Raw genomic sequence first — 15,966 nt, forward strand, 5'->3', positions numbered from 1 at the left:
GGTGGCGCTGTCCTATCTGGCGCTGGGCGATTCGTACACCATCGGCGAAGCGGTTGCGGTTGAAGGCCGTTGGCCGCACCAGCTGGCCGCCGCGCTGCGTGCGCAGGGCGTGGACCTGGCCGATCCGCAGACCATCGCCACCACCGGCTGGACCACCGATGAACTGGAGGCCGGTATCGACCTGGCCGCGCCACAGGGCCCGTTCGACTTCGTCAGCCTGCTGATCGGTGTCAACAACCAGTACCGCGGGCGCCCGCTGGACGAGTACCGTGCCCAGTTCGCGGCCCTGCTGCAGCGCGCGATCGGCTTTGCCGCTGGTCGCCCCGAGCGGGTGCTGGTGCTGTCCTTCCCGGATTGGGGCGCGACCCCGTTCGGCGCTGGCAGCGGCCGTGACCTGGCCGCGATCGAGATCGAGACCGACGAGTTCAACGCGGCCGCCGAGGTGATCAGCGCCCAGCACAACGTGGCCTTCGTCGATATCACCGACATCAGCCGCGCCCAGGGCGAGGACCCGGCGATGATCGCCGAGGATGGCCTGCATCCCTCGGCGCGGATGTACGCGCTGTGGAGCGAACGGGCGCTGCCGGTGGCCGCGCACCTGCTCGGCCGCGCCGGCTGACATCCCCCAGCGGGGCGGTCCGGGCCAGGATCAGGGCCGGCTGCGACACCCCGGGCCTGGCAGCCCCCACCGCGCCGTGGGGCGATGCGACGCAATGTTCCTGCCCTGCTCATCCCGCGCGATGCCGCCGGGGGTAGAATTGATCATTCGAATTCCCGGAACCCCGACGTCCATGTCCCTCGATCCCGCCCTGCGTTCGCGCATCGAATCCATCCTCAACGACAACCGCGTCGTGCTGTTCATGAAGGGCCAGCCGTCGATGCCGCAGTGCGGTTTCTCGGCCAAGGCCGTGGGCGCCCTGCAGGACCTCGGCGTCGAGTTCGCCCACGTCAACGTGCTGGCCGACCAGGAAATCCGTGAAGGCATCAAGGCCTATGGCGACTGGCCGACCATCCCGCAGCTGTACATCGACGGCGAACTGGTCGGCGGCAGCGACATCGTGCTGCAGATGGCCGCCAGCGGCGAGCTGAGCAGCGTGCTGGGCCTGGCCGCGCCGGACCGCACCCCGCCGAGCATCACCGTGACCCCGGCTGCCGTGGAAATGCTGAAGGGCGCGCTGGCCGACGCCCCGGGCGCCGCGCTGCAGCTGACCATCGACGCTGGCTTCCAGCCGAACTTCCAGCTGGCCCCGCACGACGAAGGCGCGATCGCCGCCGAGTCCAACGGCCTGCGCGTGCAGTTCGACCTGGCCAGCGCCCGTCGCGCCAACGGCATCACCATCGACTGGGTGGACGACATCCGCGGCAAGGGCCTGGCCATCGACAACCCGAACGCGCCCAAGCCGGTGCAGGAAATCAGCGTTCGCGATGCCGACGACCTGGTGCGCGCCGGCAACATCACCCTGGTGGACGTGCGCCCGGCTGACGAACGCGCCATCGCCGCCGTCGGCGTGCCGTTCAAGAGCTTCGACGGCAACGGCCGCGCCGCGCTGGAAGCCCTGCCGAAGGACACGGCGCTGGCGTTCATGTGCCACCACGGTGGCCGCAGCGCGCAGGCCGCCGAGCAGTTCCGTGCGCTGGGCTTCACCAAGGTGTTCAACGTCACCGGCGGCATCAACGCCTGGTCGGAAGACGTGGACAACGGCGTGCCGAAGTACTGATCGGCAGCGGTTGAAACCTACGAAAAACGCCGGCGAACGCCGGCGTTTTTTGCATCCACGCATGGCGTGGATCTACCCCGCAAACCCGCCTTCGGCCAGGTAGTCCAGCTCTTCCGGCGCCGGAATGCGGCCCAGTACCGCGTTGCGATGCGGGAAGCGGCCGAAACGGCGGATGATGTCGCGGTGCAGTTCGGCGTACTGCAGGTATTCCTTGTCGCCCAGTGCGTCGAACATCGCCACCGAACGGTCCTGGTCCAGTGGATCCTCGGAGTGCTCGAACGGCAGGTAGATGAAGGCGCGCAGCTTCGGCACCAGCTGCAGGTCCAGGCCTTCCTCGATCGCGCGCATCGCGTAGTGCCGGGCCAGGCCATCGGTGGCGTAGGAATGGGCGGTACCGCGGAAGCAGTTGCGCGGGAACTGGTCCAGCAGCAGCATCAGCGCCAGCGCGCCCTCGGCGCTGCCCAGCCAATGCTCGCGCGCGCGCGACGCCGCGGCGAAATGCTCATCCAGGAACAACCGGCGGAACTGCGCGTCGAACGCATCGTCGCGGGCGAACCACTTTTCCGGGCCCGCCTCCTTCCAGAATTCCACCACTTGCGCGGCAACGTCCATCACCTACTCCCCAGGGCCGGCGCGCCGCGCCAGGCCATCATCATCATTCGTCGAAGCGCAGGTGGCGGACCGACTTGCCGTTGCGCCGGATAAGCTTAAGCGCCTCGATGCCGATCTGGATATGGTTTTCCACGAACTGGGAGCTGACCTTGGCATCGGAGGCCTCGGTCTTGACCCCGTCGGGGATCATCGGCTGGTCGGACACCAGCAGCAGCGCGCCGCTGGGGATGTGGTTGGCGAAGCCGGCGGCGAACACCGTGGCCGTTTCCATGTCGATGGCCATGCAGCGCATCGCCCGCAGCCGCTCCTTGAAGGCCTCGTCGTGTTCCCAGACCCGGCGGTTGGTGGTGTAGACGGTGCCGGTCCAGTAGTCGTGGCCGAGGTCGCGGATCATGGTCGAGACCGCACGCTGCAGCGCGAACGCCGGCAGCGCCGGCACTTCCGGCGGCAGGTAGTCGCCCGAGGTGCCCTCGCCGCGGATCGCGGCGATCGGCAGCACCAGGTCGCCCAGCTGGTTCTTGCGCTTGAGCCCGCCGCACTTGCCCAGGAACAGCACCGCCTTGGGCATCACCGCCGACAGCAGGTCCATGATGATCGCGGCATTGGGGCTGCCCATGCCGAAGTTGATCATGGTGATGCCGTCGATGGTGGCACTGGCCATCGGCCGGTCCAGGCCGATGACCGGCGCGCCGGTCAGCTCGGAAAAGGTATGCAGGTAGCCGCCGAAGTTGGTCAACAGGATGTGCTGGCCGAACTGGTCCAGGGGCACGCCGGTATAGCGCGGCAGCCAGTTGTCGACGATTTCCTGCTTGCTCTTCATGGGCCGGGGTCCGGGACGGCGGGGGACCGGCTATTTTCGGCCAGACCGGCGGTGCCGTCGAGCCGCCAGCGGCCAGCCTGTGAAGAAGGTCACTTGGCAAGCCCACCACGCCCCGGCTAGCGTCGGCGATTGGACCAAGCCGCAAGCAAGGGGAACTGCATGGCATCGACGTTGTTGCGCGCCGGGGTGGCACTGGCGCTGCTTTCATTGAGTACGGCACCGGCGGTGGGCGCCTCGCGCTTCCTCGCCGATCCCTACCCCAGCACCTACCAGGCGCATCCCGATGCGCCGGTGCTGATCCAGAACGCCACCGTGCTGACCGGCACCGGCCAGCGCCTGGACAACGCCGACGTGCTGCTGCGCGAGGGCCGCATCGTAGCGGTCGGCCAGCAGTTGCAGGCCGACGCCGCCGTCACCCGCATCGATGCCCAGGGCAAGTGGGTCACGCCGGGACTGATCGACGTGCACTCGCACCTGGGCGTGTATCCCAGCCCGGGCGTCGGTGCGCACAGCGACGGCAACGAGATGACCGCGCCGGTCACCGCCAACGTCTGGGCCGAGCATTCGGTGTGGCCGCAGGACCCGGGCTTCGCCACGGCGCTGGCCGGCGGCGTGACCAGCATGCAGGTACTGCCTGGTTCGGCCAACCTGGTCGGTGGCCGCGGCGTGACCCTGAAGAACGTACCGGCGGTGACCTACCAGGCGATGAAGTTCCCCGGCGCGCCGTGGGGCCTGAAAATGGCCTGCGGCGAGAACCCCAAGCGGGTCTACGGCGAAGGCAAGGGCGTGGCCCCGGCCACGCGCATGGGCAACGTGGCCGGCTATCGCGCAGCCTTCATCGATGCCGCCGATTACATCGCCAAGAACAAGCCCAAGCCGGCCAAGCGCAAGGGCTGGTTCGGCAGCGACAAGGGCGACAGCGCCGGGGATGCCGGCGGCAAGCGCGACCTCAAGCTGGACACGCTGGCCGGCGCCATCCAGGGCGACATCCGCGTGCACATCCACTGCTACCGCGCCGACGAAATGGCCACCATGCTCGACCTGGCCAAGGAATTCGGCTTCAAGGTGGCCGCGTTCCACCACGGCGTGGAGGCCTACAAGCTGGCTGACCGGCTGGCCGCCGATGGCGTCTGCGGCGCGCTGTGGGCCGACTGGTGGGGCTTCAAGATGGAGGCCTTCGACGGTATTCCGGAGAACATCGCGCTGGTCGACCGGCCGAAGAACAGCTGTGCCATCGTCCATTCCGATTCACCCGAAGGCATCCAGCGCCTCAACCAGGAAGCCGCCAAGGTGATGGCCTCGGCGCGACGTGCACGCATGCCGGAGATCACACCCGAGCACGCCATCACCTGGATGACCGCCAACGCCGCCAAGGCGCTGGGCATCGAGGGCCAGACCGGCACCCTGGAGGCCGGCAAGATGGCCGATGTGGTGGTGTGGAACGGCAATCCCTTCAGTTCCTACGCGCTGGCCGAGCAGGTCTTCATCGACGGCCGCCGCCTGTACGACCGCAGTGCGCCGGCGGCGACGCCGCGTTCCGATTTCCAGCTTGGCCAGGAGGTGCGCTGATGAGGGTGCTCAAGCAGTGGCTGCACTCTGCCGCGAAGGGCAGCCGGGCCTGGCTCGGCGCTACCGCCATGGTGCTGGCGTGCATCTCCGCATCCGCACAGGCGCAGGACCTGCTGGTGCGCAACGCCACGGTGCACACCGCCAGCGCACGCGGCAGCCTGCAGAACGCCGACGTGCTGGTGCAGGGCGGCATCATCCGTGCGGTGGGCAACGGCCTGTCCGCGCCCGCTGGCGCAACCGTGGTCGAGGCCAGTGGCCGCCCGTTGACCCCTGCACTGTTCGGCGGCATCACCGAGACCGGCATCGAAGAAGTACTGGTCGAGAGGAGCACCGTCGACAGCGCACTGAAGATCGGCGAGCAACCGTTGCGGCCCGAGTTCGACGTGACCCTGGCCTACAACCCGGCCTCGGTGCTGATTCCGGTGACCCGGCTGGAAGGGATCGGCTTCACCGCACTGGGGGCAACCCCCGGCGGTGGCTTCGTGGCCGGCCAGGGCGGCGTGATGCGGCTCGATGGCAGCATCGATCCGATCGGCCCGCGCGCCCTGTTCCTGCGCATCGGCGCAGCCGCCTCGGAATTGACCGGCCAGTCGCGCGCCGCGCAGTGGATGCTGCTGCAGCAGATGATCGACGAGGCGCGTGGCCAGGTGGCCGCAGACTCGCCGCATGCGTTGCTGACCCCGGCCGGCCGCCGCACGTTGAGCCGCTACCTGGCCGGCCAGGGCCGCATCGTGGTGGAAGTGGACCGTGCCGCCGACATCCGCCAGCTGCTGCGTTGGGCCGCCCGCGAGAAGGTGAAGATCGCCATCGCCGGGGCCAGCGAAGCGTGGCAGGTGGCGCCGGAACTGGCCGCTGCCCACGTGCCGGTGTTCGTTGATGTGCTGGCCAACCTGCCGGCCAGCTTCGACCAGATCGGGGCCACGCTGGAGAATGCGGCACGCCTGCAGCGCGCGGGTGTGGCGGTCTCCTTCGTGCAGCGCGGCGACGCCACCCACAACGCCCGCAAGATGCGCCAGCTGGCCGGCAATGCGGTCGCCCATGGCCTGCCCTGGGCCGACGGCCTGGCCGGCCTGACCCGGGTACCGGCGCAGGCGTTCGGCGTGGCCGACCAGATCGGCAGCATCGAGCCCGGCAAGCGCGCCGACCTGGTGCTGTGGGAAGGCGACCCGCTGGACGTGGCGCACTATGCCGAACAGGTCTGGCTGGGGGGACGTGCGATGCCGATGCGCTCGCGCCAGACCGAACTGCGCGACCGCTACCTGCAGCGCAACGCGCAGCCCTGACCGTACACGAGGAAATTCCAATGGCCACGCTGCGCTGGTACTTCGACTTCGTCTCGCCGTATTCCTACCTGCACTGGCAGAAGCTGAAGCAGCTGCCGCAGTTCGCGCAGATCCAGCCGGTGCCGATTGCCTTCGGTGCGGTGCTGCATCACCTGGGCAACCTCGGTCCGGCCGAGATTCCCGCCAAGCGTCGTTTCATCTACCGCCAGCTGCTGTGGACCGCGCAGGCCGAGGGTACGCCCCTGCGATTCCCGCCGGGCCATCCGTTCAACCCGTTGTCGGCGCTGCGGCTGTGCCTGGCCGCCGGCGCCAGCGCACAGGCGGTGGATGTGTTGTTCGACTGGATCTGGCGCGACGGCAACGCCGCCGACAGTGCCGATGCGCTGCGCGAGCCGGCCGCGCGGCTGGGCATCGAGGATGCCGACCGTGCCATCGCCGAGCCGGCGGTCAAGGAGCAGCTGCGGCGCAATACCGAGGCCGCGATTGCCGCGGGCGTGTTCGGGGTCCCCACCCTGGCCATCGACGACGAGCTGTTCTGGGGCAACGACGCGCACCCGTTGATGGCCGCCGTGCTGGCCGACCCAGGCCTGCTGCTGCAGCCCGAATGGCAGCGCCTGGCCAGCCTGCCGGTAGCGGTGCAGCGCAACCGCTGAACAGGGCGTGGCGCGTTTCCCTCGCGCGCCACGCCCGGTTTTGAGATAGATTTCACGTTTCCGAACCTACAACCGCCCTGGAGGGGGAGCCGCGGATGCGCATCGGAATCGTCGTCGACTCGGCCTGCGACCTGCCGCAGGACTTCATTGCCGCGCACAACATCGTGCTGCTGCCGATCACCGTACGGATCGGCGAAGCCGTGCTGGCCGATCATCGCGATGAGCAGGCCACGCTGAGCTTCCTGCACGCGCACGTGGCCGAGCATGGTGCGGAAGCGGAAACCATCCCGTTCAGCGTCAACCAGATCCGTGACCTGTTCCTGCAGCAGCTGGTGATCGATTACGACCACGTGTTCTGCATGACCATCACCAAGACCCGCAGCCCGATCCACGACAACGCGCTGCAGGCCAGCTTCGCCATCCTCAACGACTACAAGCCGGTGCGGCAGGCGGCGGGCTACAACTCGCCGTTCGCGCTGCGCGTGCTCGATACCCAGAACCTGTTCGCCGCGCAGGCGGTGACCGCGGTGGAGGCGGTGCGCCTGCGCGACAGCAACGCCAGCGTGCAGCAGATCCGCGAGCGGCTGGAGGAACTGGCCGGCAACGTGCACGGCTACATGGTCACCCGCGACCTGTACTACATGCGCGCGCGTGCGCGGCACAAGGGCGACCGCAGCGTCGGCCTGCTCAGCGCCGCGCTGGGCAGCGCGCTGGACATCAAGCCGGTGCTGCACGGCTACCGCGGCGAGACCGGGCCGGTGGCCAAGATCAAGGGCTTCGACAACGCGGTGCAGAAGCTGTTTGCGGTGGTTGGCCAGCGCGTGCGTGCCGGACTGATGACGCCGACCGTGTGTGTCAGCTACGGCGGTGAGCTGGACGAGCTGCGCACCCTGCCCGGCTATGCACCGCTGAAAGAGGTCTGCGCCAGCCACGGCGTGATCGTGTACGAATCGGTGATGAGCCTGACCGGCATGGTCAACGTCGGCAAGGGCGCGGTCACCGTGGGCTTTGCCGATGGGCCGCATCGGTTCGAATGAGCGCTGGCGACGGCCGGAATCTGCACATCGATTCCACCACGACTGTGCCAGCCTTGCCGCACTTCAAGGAGAACACCATGCCTGCGCAGTACCACATCAGCCTGCCCGACCCGTCCAAGGCCCGCGGCAACGACCCTGACCTGTCCTTCCATTCGCAGGGCGCCGCCGGTTTCGCTGAAGAGCTGCAGGACGCCCTGCGCAGCGGCGCGCTGTTCGAGCGCTGGAAGGCCAAGCAGCCCGACCCGGATGCGGTGGAACCGCAGTGGGGCGTCACCGACCCGGACGCCACCGTGACCGGTGAGCAGAAAGACCTGCGCATCAACCTGGTGGCCACCACCCGCATCGACAGTGATGTGTTCAAGCAGCGCCTGCGCCTGCTGGCCGGCCATCACTGGGAACTGCGCGACGTGCGTTGAGGCCTGCCCCGGGTAGATGCCAACCTTGGTTGGCGCTTCCGGGAAAACCGCCAACCAAGGTTGGCAACTACCGGGTCACACACGGTAGTGCCGGCCGCTGGGCGGCACTACCAGCCACCGCCCAGCGCGCGGTACAGCTCCACCCGTGCAATCGCCGCGGTGGCCTGGCTGTTGGTCAGCGCAGCCTGGTTGTCCAGCGCGATGCGCTGGGTGGTCAGCACGTCCAGCATGTCGACCACGCCGGCCTGGTACTGCCGGCGCGCCGCACCCAATGCGGTCTCGCTTTCGTCCACCGCCACATGCAGCTGCACGGTACGCTGCTGCTCGGCTGCGTAGCCATCGATGGCATCATCCACTTCATGCCAGGCCTGCAGCACGGTGCGACGGAACTGTAGCGCCGATTGCTGCTGCTGCAGCCGGCTCAATGCGAGGTTGGCCTTCAACCGCCCGCCCTGGAAGATCGGCAGGCTGATCGACGGCCCGATGCTGAACCGGTGCGCGTTCCAGCCGTCCAGGTCATCCAGCTGCCTGGCCTGGAAACCGGCATCGCCATTCAAGGTGATGCGCGGCAGGAAGCTGGCCTGAGCCACGCCGATGCCCGCCGTCGCCGCATGCAATGCCGCTTCGGCACGGCGGATGTCCGGGCGACGTTCGGCCAGTTCGCTGGGCACGCCCACCGCCACCGTCGGCAACGTCGGCCAGTCACGGCGCGCGTCCTGCAGCTGTGCGTCCAGCGCCTGTGGCGGTTGTGCCAGCAGGAATGCCAGCGCATTGCGCAGCTGCGATTCGCGATGCTGCAGCGGTGCGATGCGCGCCTGCAGCGAAGCGACCTGCGCCGCCGCACTGGAAACCTGCAAGGTGCTGGCCACACCCTGGCGCTGGCGCGCTTCGGTCAGGCGCTTGATATCGTGGGCGATGCTCAGATTGTCCTCGGTGATCGCCCGCAACTGCCGCGTCGCGCGCAGCTGCAGGTAGTCACGCGCGGTTTCCGCCAGCAGCGCGATGCGCACCGCGTGTGCATCCTCCTCGGCCATCTGCACGCGTGCATCGGCCGCTTCCACCTGGCGGCGCACGCGGCCCCACAGGTCCAGCTCCCAGCTCAGGCCGATGCCGGCCTGGAACAGCCCGTAGTCCTCGCGCCCGCCGTTGCCGGACGGATCGCTCAAGCCCACCTCGCTGTTGCGTGCGCGTGCGCCGCTGGCGGTTGCGCTGACGCTGGGCAGACGGTCGGCCGCGGTGGCACCGCGCGCGGCGCGACTCTGCTGCACGCGGTTGGCCGCCAACTGCAGGTCCAGGTTGGCCGCCAGCACCTGGCTCGCCAGCTGGCCCAGCAGCGGATCGTCGAAGCCGGCCCACCAGGCCGCGTCCTGGTCGATGGCGTTGCCGGCGACCGCCTCACCCTGCCAGTGGCTGGGCAGCTCTGCCCGCGGGCGTACGAAGTCCGGGCCCATCGTGCAGGCGGCCAGGGCCGTGCACAGGGTGGCCGCAACGAAGGTTCGGAACACGCTGCCAGCGCTCATGCGTCCTCCCCGTCCGTGCGGTCCTGCACGCGCTGCGCGCTCTGCACGCGCACGCGGCTGTCCAGGTCAACGCGGGCTTCCACCGACATGCCGGCACGCAGCTGCTCCAGCAGCGGCTGGCCCGGCTCCAGCACGATCTTCACCGGAATGCGCTGCACCACCTTGGTGAAGTTGCCGGTGGCGTTTTCCGGCGCGATGGCGGCAAAGGTAACGCCAGTCGCCGGTGCGATGCTGTCGATGTGGCCACGCAGCGGCTTGCCCGGGAACACGTCCACCTTCAGCTCAACCTGCTGGCCGGCCTGCATGCGGGTCATCTGCGTTTCCTGGAAGTTGGCGACCACGAACGCGCGCTTCAACGGCACCACGGCGGCCACCGGCGTTCCCGGCGTCAGGTAGGCGCCAACGCGTACCGCACGGCGGCCGACCATGCCGTCGATCGGTGCGCGCAGCACGGTGTGCGACAGATCCAGTTCGGCGCGCGCCTGCGCGGCTTCGGCGCGTTGTACCGCGGCCTGCGCGGCCTGCACACCGGCTGTCAGGATGTCGGTGCGCTGGCGTGCGGTCGACAACGCGGCCTGGCCCTGCTGCAGGTGCGCACTGGCCACCGCCTGCTTCGACTGCGCCTGCTGCGCGTTCTGCACGGTGCCGGCGCCGTCGCGGGCCAGTTCGCGGTAGCGCTGCTGGTCGGCGCTGGCCAGGGTCAGTTCGGAGCGGCTGACATCGACACTGGCCCTGGCCTGTTCGATCAGCGAGCCCTGCTGGGCCAGTGCGGCCTGTGCATTGGCCAGCTGTGCACGGGCGTTGGCCAGGTCGGCACGCGCTGCCTGCAGGGCCACCTGGTAGTCGCGGTCGTCGATGCGCGCCAGCACGTCGCCGGCCTTCACGGGTTGGTTGTCGTCCACCTCGACGCTGCTGACGAAGCCGGCCACCTTCGGTGCGACCACGGTGAAATCCGCATTGACGTAGGCGTTGTCGGTGCGCTGGTAACGCCCGTCGCGCAGCAGCAGCCAGCTGCCGGTCGCCAGGGCCAGCACGCCCAGCACGAGGCCGGTGTTGAGGGTTGTCTTGTTGAGGCTCATGGGGGAGTCCTTGCGGGTGAGGGTCAGGCCACGGCACGTGGCGGGTGGACACGGGTGGCCCACGGCAGCAGCGGCAGGCAGCCCAGGGCCACCAGCGCGACCAGCCAGTACAGGTCCGCCGAGGTAAGCGCCTGCACCTGGGCGTGCAGCCGCGCGGGCAGATCGGCGCTGGCGGGCAACCACGGCTGGTTGCCCAGGTGATCGATCAGCGCGGTGGAATGGAGGTGGCGCCGTGTCTGTCCGACCGCATCAAGCACGCCACCGGCAAACACCGCCGAAAAGCCTTTGACGGTGTTGAACCAGGCCGAGGCATAGGGACCGTCCTGCGGCGCCAGGCCGGTGGTCGCCAGCAGCAGCAACGGCAGCACCGCCATCGGCTGTGCCACCACCTGCAGCAGTTGCACCCACAGGAAGGTGTCGCGGTTCCACTGCACATCCAGGTGTGCGCCCAGGAAGCACGCCGCCGCCAGCAGCAGCAGCCCGGCCGCCTGCACCCAGCGGCAGTCCACCGCACGCTGGTTCATCAGCGCAGCCACCAGCGGCAACGCAATGGCCTGCGGCAGCGCCACCCACAACAACATCGGCGCGGTCTGCAGCGGGCGGTAGCCCTGCACACTGGCGAGAAAGCCGGAGGGGATGGAGATGACCGCCAGCAGCACGAACAGCACGCCCACGCAGGTGACCAGCGAATAGCTGAGATTGCGATGGGCCAGCAGTTGCAGCTTGAAGAACGGCAGCGGGTGGAACCACTCGTTGATGAAGAACAACACCAGCAGGCCGGTGCCGCCGCCAAGCAGCACCGTGATCAGCGGCGAATCGAACCAGTTCAGGCGCGCGCCCTGGGTCAGGCCCAGCACCAGCATCACCAGTGCCGGCAACCCCAGGGCCAGGCCCACGCCGTTGAACTGGGCAAAGCGCTCCAGGCGCATCGGGTCCTGCGGCAGGCCCCAGCCGACCATCACCATGCCGGCCACGCAGAACGGCACGATCTGCCAGAACGCGAACTGCCAACCGGCGTGCTCGACCCACAGTGCGGCCAGCGGCGTGCCCATGCTCGGCCCGAACGTTGCGGTGAGCGCGTAGCCCGCCAGGCCATACAGCTTGATGCCCGGCGGCAGGAAGCGCAGCGCCACGCTCATCAGCAGCGGCGGCAGCGCACCGCCGGCCAGGCCCTGCAATGCGCGCAGCAGCAGGAAAGTCGGCAGGTTCGGCGCCAGCGGGCACAGCACCCCCAGCACCATGAAGGCGGCGATCATCACCAGGCCGAAGCGGCGCAGCGAGAAGGTGGCTGCGCACCAGGGCGCGAAGGCCATCGCGCTGACCGACATGGCGCTGTAGATGCCGGTGATCCAGTTGCCGTCATCGGCACTGAACCCCATCCCACCGCGGATGTCGGCCAGCGCGACCTTGGTGACGTTCTCGTTGAAGCCCGACAGCAGCACCACCAGCAGCACGCCGCACAATCCGACCACGATGCGGCGATCGAACGCGGGGGCAAGCGGGGCGGCGGGGGCCTGTGGCACGGTGATCGCGCTCATGGGCGCGGGCCGATCCGTGCGGCGCACGGCAGGTGAAGCGACATGGCGTGCGCTCCGTGAATGTGGGGAGCGCAGTCTAGGCAGGCCCACTGCTGCGAAAAATGGCGTGGATGCGATGCCAGGCGTGCGCGGGACGCACGGGTTTGGGTGGGTGCCGACCGTTGGTCGGCACACGATTACACAGCGTCGGCGTCGCACATGCTCTTGATCGCACGGCGCAGCCAGCGGTGCGCCGGGTCGTTGTCCATGCGCGGGTGCCAGGCCTGCACCAGCGCCACCGTGCGTACCGGCACCGGCAACGGGAACATGCGCAGTGGCAGCCCCATGTAGGCGATGCGATCGAGCATCACGCTGGGCATCTGCGGCAGCACCAGGTCCGAGGCGGCTGCAGCAAAGATCGCGCCATGGAAGGTGGGGATGACCATCGCCACCCGCCGCTGCAGGCCCAGCTGTGCCAGTTCGTCGTCGATCGGCCCATGCGCGATGCCGCGCCGCGAGACGGCGATGTGGTCGCATGCGGCAAACCTTTCGGCGGTGATATCGCCGTCGAACAGCGGATGATCCTTGCGCGCTGCGCCCAGCAGGGCCGTGGTGAACAGGTTCTGCACCTTGGTTTCCTGGGTGTGCTTGCCGGCAGTGCTGATATACAGGTCGATCCGGCCCTGCACCATCGCGTCATCGTCGGTATCGCCTTCGGGCATGAACCGCAGCGTGCAGCCTGGCGCCTGCTCGCGGAACACGTCCCGCAGGCGGCCGCCGTAGCTGCCGATGAACACGTCGTTGGCGCGGATGCTGAAGGTACGTTCCAGGGTCTGGATGTCCACCTCGCGCCCTTCGTTGAACACCCGATGGGCCTGCTCGATCACGTCGCGCACCTGCTCGCGCAGTTCCAGCGCGCGTGGGGTCGGCGCCAGGCCGCGGCCGGCGCGTACCAGCACCGGGTCGCCCAGCGCGTCGCGGATCCGCCCCAGGGTGCGGCTCATGGCCGGCGCGCTCAGATTCATGCGCCGAGCCGCTCCGGCGACACTGCCTTCGTCCAGCAGGATATCCAGGGCCAGCAGCAGGTTGAGATCGGGCAAGGGCATGGCAGTCTCCAATAAATGGAGTGACTCTACGACACTCCAAGTAAAAGTCGATTGCATGCCATGCACGTATTGCCTGCGCCGCACGGCATGGGTGCGCGCGGTGACATCGGCGACCATCCCCGGCCTGCCAAGGAGACATCCATGTTCAATACCCTGCTGGTCGCCCTGGACGGCGGCCCCCAGCACGCGCGCGTGCTGGACCTCGCCGCGGCCATCGCCGGCCCGCGTAGTCGCCTGCACCTGCTGTGCGTGCTCGATCCCGAATTCGCGCTGGCCGCCGATGCCAGCGAAGCCGACCGCATCGAGTATCCGGAAGCCGCCCGCCAGCGCTCGCGCGCCGAAGCGGTGCTGGCCGAAGCCTTGGCCGAACTGCGCGAACGCGGCGTCGATGCCATCGCGCAGATTCCCTCCGGCGATCCCGGCGAAGTCATCAGCGAACAGGCCAAGCGCCTGAAGTGCGACCTGATCGTGATCGGCCACCGCCACCTGTCCCGCCTGCAACGCCTGTTCGAACCCTCGATCGGGCAATGGACCATCGACCACGCGCCCTGTCCGGTGCTGGTGGAAACCCGCGACCCCCAACCCTAGCTGCCATGGCCTCCCGTTCCCCCTTGTTTCCTACCCGCGTCAACTACCGGGCATTCGGCCGCCAGTTGGGTCGTGGCGAGCAGGCACTGCTCGCTGCGATACGCCAACTGCGCGAGCCCGACCTGCGGGCCGATGGGCTGGCCGGGTTGAGCGACCTCGGCCTTGATCCCGAGGGCTGCGGCGCGTTCATCAACCTGCTGCCGCTGCTGGCCACGCCTGCCGCGCCGATAGATCTGCTGCGGTCCGGCTCGCCGTTCATCGCCGCCAGCGAACTGGACCTGCTGGCCTGCCTGCTGCGTATTGCACAGTGGCGGCACGCACGCCCCCGCGACGACGACACGCTGGCGCCGTTGCGCCGGCAACTGGCACGCTGTGCATTCGTGGTGCACGCGGCGAAGCTGCCACTGCGGCAGCGCTCATTGTCACCGGTCGGGCTCCGCCTGCTCGATCCGGCCGGCTGGCTGCGGCAGCGATGATGCGCACGCGCAGGCACCACGGGAACCATGGCCTTCAGCAATCCATCGTGCCGTGCGTGCTGCCTTCGTCATCCAGCACATGCGCGTGCAGCACCACCTGGTTGCGGCCGGCCCGCTTGGCGGCATACAGGCCGGCATCGGCGTCCGCCAGCAACTGATCGGCACTGGCCAGGGCCGGTGGATGCAGGTAGCCCACGCCGATGCTGATACTGACCGACCCTTCCGGCAGCGGCAGGGCCTCCACCGCCTCGCGCAGCCGTTCGGCCAGCGCCAGCACGCCCGACAGCGCGCTTCCAGGCACGATCACCGCGAATTCCTCGCCGCCATAGCGCGCCACGCTGTCGCCAGCGCGGCCGGCGATGGCCTTCAACACCGCGGCCACGGCCTGCAGGCAGCGATCGCCAGCCGGATGGCCGTGCTGGTCGTTGAAGGCCTTGAAATGGTCGATGTCCACCAGCAGCAGGCCCAGCGGGCTGCCACTGCGCCGTGCGCGGTTCCACTCCGCCAGCAGCAGCGCGTCGAACTCGCGGCGGTTGGCAACCCCGGTCAGGCCATCCTGGCGCGCCAGTTGGTCCAGGCCGGCCTGGCGTTCCATCAGGTCGGTCTGCAGCAGGATGCTGCGCAGGCCGAAGCCCAGCGTGGCCACCACGAAGCCACTGACCGCCAGCGGTCGCGCGTGGTCGACCACCAGCGTGCCCACCACCAGCAGCAGCAACGGCAGGATCATCGGCCCCGCAGCCTGCACGGTGCGCGCCAGCCGTGGATGCGGCGCCGAGCCCGGTACCGGTGCCCGGCTCAACGCCAGCAACGCCAGCAGCAGGAACGGCAGGTCGATCAGCAGATCGTTGTAGGCGCCGAAGGAATCACCCGAGGTGTAGTGGTTGATGTAGTAGGCCACCAGCAGGTACGCCAGCGCGTACAGCGCCAGCACCCGGAAGAAGCCGCGCCGCTCGGGCACATCACCGGCCAGCCAGCGCACCACCGCGAACCCGGCGATGCACAGGTTCTGGATATCGAACATGCGCTGCATGCTGGCCATCGCCGAATCGTCGATATCGATACGGGCGGCGAACGATTGCGTATGCACGAAGAACAGCACGCCCAGCAGCGCCGCCATCGCGGCGTCGATCAGGCTGATGCTCAGGCGCTCACGGCGCGCGCGGGCCAGGATGAACACCAGCGGCACGCCGTACAGCACGTACAGGAACAGGCTGGCCTGCGGCGTGATATCGGCGCGACCGGCGCCGAGTGCATCGATCATGTTGAAGGCCATGCCGCCAGCCCACAGCAGCAGCGCCAGCGCCGTGGCACGCCAGCCAAGCGCGGCGCGGTCGCGACGTGCCCGCCACAGGCAGGCCATCGCCGCCAGCAGCGGCGCGCCGGTCAGGAAAACGAAGGAGCCCACGCCGGTCGCCCCCGGCCACAGGGCCACGACCAAGCCATGGCACAGCACGTACAGCAGCGCCAGCACTACCGGCATGCCTCCCCCGATCCGCAAGGCCGTATGCGCGCACGATAGCGCGGCGTCGCGCCACGATGGCGTGATCCAGCGCAGAAAAAAGGGGACGGAGG

The 15,966-nt window shown here is 68.8% G+C and carries 16 protein-coding genes; 9 read left to right on the forward strand and 7 right to left on the reverse strand.

The window, feature by feature from the left end; genetic code table 11:
- Position 1 precedes the first annotated feature (1 nt).
- Positions 2–619 (forward strand): SGNH/GDSL hydrolase family protein, encoded by a 618-nt coding sequence (locus tag K5L94_RS18550; RefSeq protein WP_180879096.1) that lies wholly within the window; start codon positions 2–4, stop codon positions 617–619.
- Positions 620–791: 172 nt separating this feature from the next.
- On the forward strand, positions 792–1,718 hold the full coding sequence (gene grxD, locus K5L94_RS18555) for a Grx4 family monothiol glutaredoxin (protein WP_049455915.1): 927 nt from the start codon (positions 792–794) through the stop codon (positions 1,716–1,718).
- Positions 1,719–1,790: 72 nt separating this feature from the next.
- Here the strand turns inward: grxD and K5L94_RS18560 are convergent, their stop codons facing one another.
- Together K5L94_RS18560 and K5L94_RS18565 are read right to left on the reverse strand one after the other, a co-directional pair.
- Positions 1,791–2,330, reverse strand: coding sequence for a DUF924 family protein (locus K5L94_RS18560; protein ID WP_008264653.1), 540 nt, complete (start codon positions 2,328–2,330; stop codon positions 1,791–1,793).
- Between the two features lie 43 nt (positions 2,331–2,373).
- Complete coding sequence (locus tag K5L94_RS18565) at positions 2,374–3,150, reverse strand: AMP nucleosidase (protein ID WP_005414446.1); 777 nt, start codon at positions 3,148–3,150, stop codon at positions 2,374–2,376.
- Between the two features lie 159 nt (positions 3,151–3,309).
- On the opposite strand from K5L94_RS18565, the gene K5L94_RS18570 reads away from it, so the two are divergent.
- The 5 genes from K5L94_RS18570 to K5L94_RS18590 all read left to right on the forward strand — a co-directional run bounded on the left by K5L94_RS18570 (position 3,310) and on the right by K5L94_RS18590 (position 8,108).
- The gene (locus tag K5L94_RS18570) at positions 3,310–4,719 is read left to right on the forward strand and encodes an amidohydrolase (RefSeq protein WP_053450759.1); all 1,410 of its coding nucleotides are present in this window, start codon (positions 3,310–3,312) and stop codon (positions 4,717–4,719) included.
- The gene (locus K5L94_RS18575; protein WP_080374963.1) at positions 4,719–6,002 is read left to right on the forward strand and encodes an amidohydrolase family protein; all 1,284 of its coding nucleotides are present in this window, start codon (positions 4,719–4,721) and stop codon (positions 6,000–6,002) included. Before K5L94_RS18570 ends, K5L94_RS18575 begins: the two co-directional genes overlap by 1 nt.
- 20 nt (positions 6,003–6,022) lie before the next feature.
- Positions 6,023–6,655 (forward strand): 2-hydroxychromene-2-carboxylate isomerase, encoded by a 633-nt coding sequence (locus K5L94_RS18580; RefSeq protein ID WP_053450760.1) that lies wholly within the window; start codon positions 6,023–6,025, stop codon positions 6,653–6,655.
- 95 nt (positions 6,656–6,750) lie between these two features.
- On the forward strand, positions 6,751–7,692 hold the full coding sequence (locus K5L94_RS18585) for a DegV family protein (protein ID WP_274511145.1): 942 nt from the start codon (positions 6,751–6,753) through the stop codon (positions 7,690–7,692).
- Between the two features lie 77 nt (positions 7,693–7,769).
- Positions 7,770–8,108 carry a hypothetical protein gene (locus K5L94_RS18590; protein WP_053443843.1) on the forward strand — a complete coding sequence of 113 codons (339 nt, stop codon included), beginning with the start codon at positions 7,770–7,772 and terminating at the stop codon, positions 8,106–8,108.
- A 107-nt stretch (positions 8,109–8,215) separates the two neighbouring features.
- On the opposite strand, the gene K5L94_RS18595 is transcribed toward K5L94_RS18590, so the two are convergent.
- The 4 genes from K5L94_RS18595 to K5L94_RS18610 all read right to left on the reverse strand — a co-directional run bounded on the left by K5L94_RS18595 (position 8,216) and on the right by K5L94_RS18610 (position 13,330).
- The gene (locus K5L94_RS18595; protein WP_274511146.1) at positions 8,216–9,628 is read right to left on the reverse strand and encodes an efflux transporter outer membrane subunit; all 1,413 of its coding nucleotides are present in this window, start codon (positions 9,626–9,628) and stop codon (positions 8,216–8,218) included.
- Positions 9,625–10,707, reverse strand: coding sequence for an HlyD family secretion protein (locus K5L94_RS18600; protein WP_053450763.1), 1,083 nt, complete (start codon positions 10,705–10,707; stop codon positions 9,625–9,627). The genes K5L94_RS18595 and K5L94_RS18600 overlap by 4 nt, the downstream gene beginning before the upstream one ends.
- 23 nt (positions 10,708–10,730) lie before the next feature.
- A complete protein-coding gene (locus K5L94_RS18605; protein ID WP_053450764.1) occupies positions 10,731–12,245 on the reverse strand; it encodes an MFS transporter in 1,515 nt (504 codons plus the stop codon).
- A 176-nt stretch (positions 12,246–12,421) separates the two neighbouring features.
- Entirely contained in the window at positions 12,422–13,330 is a 909-nt protein-coding gene (locus K5L94_RS18610) for a LysR family transcriptional regulator (RefSeq protein WP_053450765.1), read from the reverse strand.
- Positions 13,331–13,471: 141 nt separating this feature from the next.
- Between K5L94_RS18610 and K5L94_RS18615 the strand changes: the two genes are divergently transcribed.
- On the forward strand, positions 13,472–13,918 hold the full coding sequence (locus K5L94_RS18615) for a universal stress protein (RefSeq protein WP_053450766.1): 447 nt from the start codon (positions 13,472–13,474) through the stop codon (positions 13,916–13,918).
- A 5-nt stretch (positions 13,919–13,923) separates the two neighbouring features.
- Positions 13,924–14,394, forward strand: coding sequence for a hypothetical protein (locus K5L94_RS18620; RefSeq protein WP_053450767.1), 471 nt, complete (start codon positions 13,924–13,926; stop codon positions 14,392–14,394).
- Positions 14,395–14,428: 34 nt separating this feature from the next.
- Here the strand turns inward: K5L94_RS18620 and K5L94_RS18625 are convergent, their stop codons facing one another.
- Positions 14,429–15,874, reverse strand: coding sequence for a GGDEF domain-containing protein (locus K5L94_RS18625; protein ID WP_053450768.1), 1,446 nt, complete (start codon positions 15,872–15,874; stop codon positions 14,429–14,431).
- Positions 15,875–15,966: the final 92 nt, after the last annotated feature.

The sequence above is a fragment of the Stenotrophomonas forensis genome (assembly GCF_028752115.1).
Taxonomy (GTDB): domain Bacteria; phylum Pseudomonadota; class Gammaproteobacteria; order Xanthomonadales; family Xanthomonadaceae; genus Stenotrophomonas; species Stenotrophomonas forensis.

Coding starts and splice junctions, on each gene's coding strand:
- K5L94_RS18585 (WP_274511145.1), top strand. CDS start 6,751: ATGCGCATCGGAATCGTCGTCGACTCGGCCTGCGACCTGCCGCAGGAC.
- grxD (WP_049455915.1), top strand. CDS start 792: ATGTCCCTCGATCCCGCCCTGCGTTCGCGCATCGAATCCATCCTCAAC.
- K5L94_RS18570 (WP_053450759.1), top strand. CDS start 3,310: ATGGCATCGACGTTGTTGCGCGCCGGGGTGGCACTGGCGCTGCTTTCA.
- K5L94_RS18615 (WP_053450766.1), top strand. CDS start 13,472: ATGTTCAATACCCTGCTGGTCGCCCTGGACGGCGGCCCCCAGCACGCG.
- K5L94_RS18600 (WP_053450763.1), bottom strand. CDS start 10,707: ATGAGCCTCAACAAGACAACCCTCAACACCGGCCTCGTGCTGGGCGTG.
- K5L94_RS18605 (WP_053450764.1), bottom strand. CDS start 12,245: ATGAGCGCGATCACCGTGCCACAGGCCCCCGCCGCCCCGCTTGCCCCC.
- K5L94_RS18625 (WP_053450768.1), bottom strand. CDS start 15,874: ATGCCGGTAGTGCTGGCGCTGCTGTACGTGCTGTGCCATGGCTTGGTC.
- K5L94_RS18620 (WP_053450767.1), top strand. CDS start 13,924: ATGGCCTCCCGTTCCCCCTTGTTTCCTACCCGCGTCAACTACCGGGCA.
- K5L94_RS18575 (WP_080374963.1), top strand. CDS start 4,719: ATGAGGGTGCTCAAGCAGTGGCTGCACTCTGCCGCGAAGGGCAGCCGG.
- K5L94_RS18610 (WP_053450765.1), bottom strand. CDS start 13,330: ATGCCCTTGCCCGATCTCAACCTGCTGCTGGCCCTGGATATCCTGCTG.
- K5L94_RS18595 (WP_274511146.1), bottom strand. CDS start 9,628: ATGAGCGCTGGCAGCGTGTTCCGAACCTTCGTTGCGGCCACCCTGTGC.
- K5L94_RS18560 (WP_008264653.1), bottom strand. CDS start 2,330: ATGGACGTTGCCGCGCAAGTGGTGGAATTCTGGAAGGAGGCGGGCCCG.
- K5L94_RS18580 (WP_053450760.1), top strand. CDS start 6,023: ATGGCCACGCTGCGCTGGTACTTCGACTTCGTCTCGCCGTATTCCTAC.
- K5L94_RS18590 (WP_053443843.1), top strand. CDS start 7,770: ATGCCTGCGCAGTACCACATCAGCCTGCCCGACCCGTCCAAGGCCCGC.
- K5L94_RS18565 (WP_005414446.1), bottom strand. CDS start 3,150: ATGAAGAGCAAGCAGGAAATCGTCGACAACTGGCTGCCGCGCTATACC.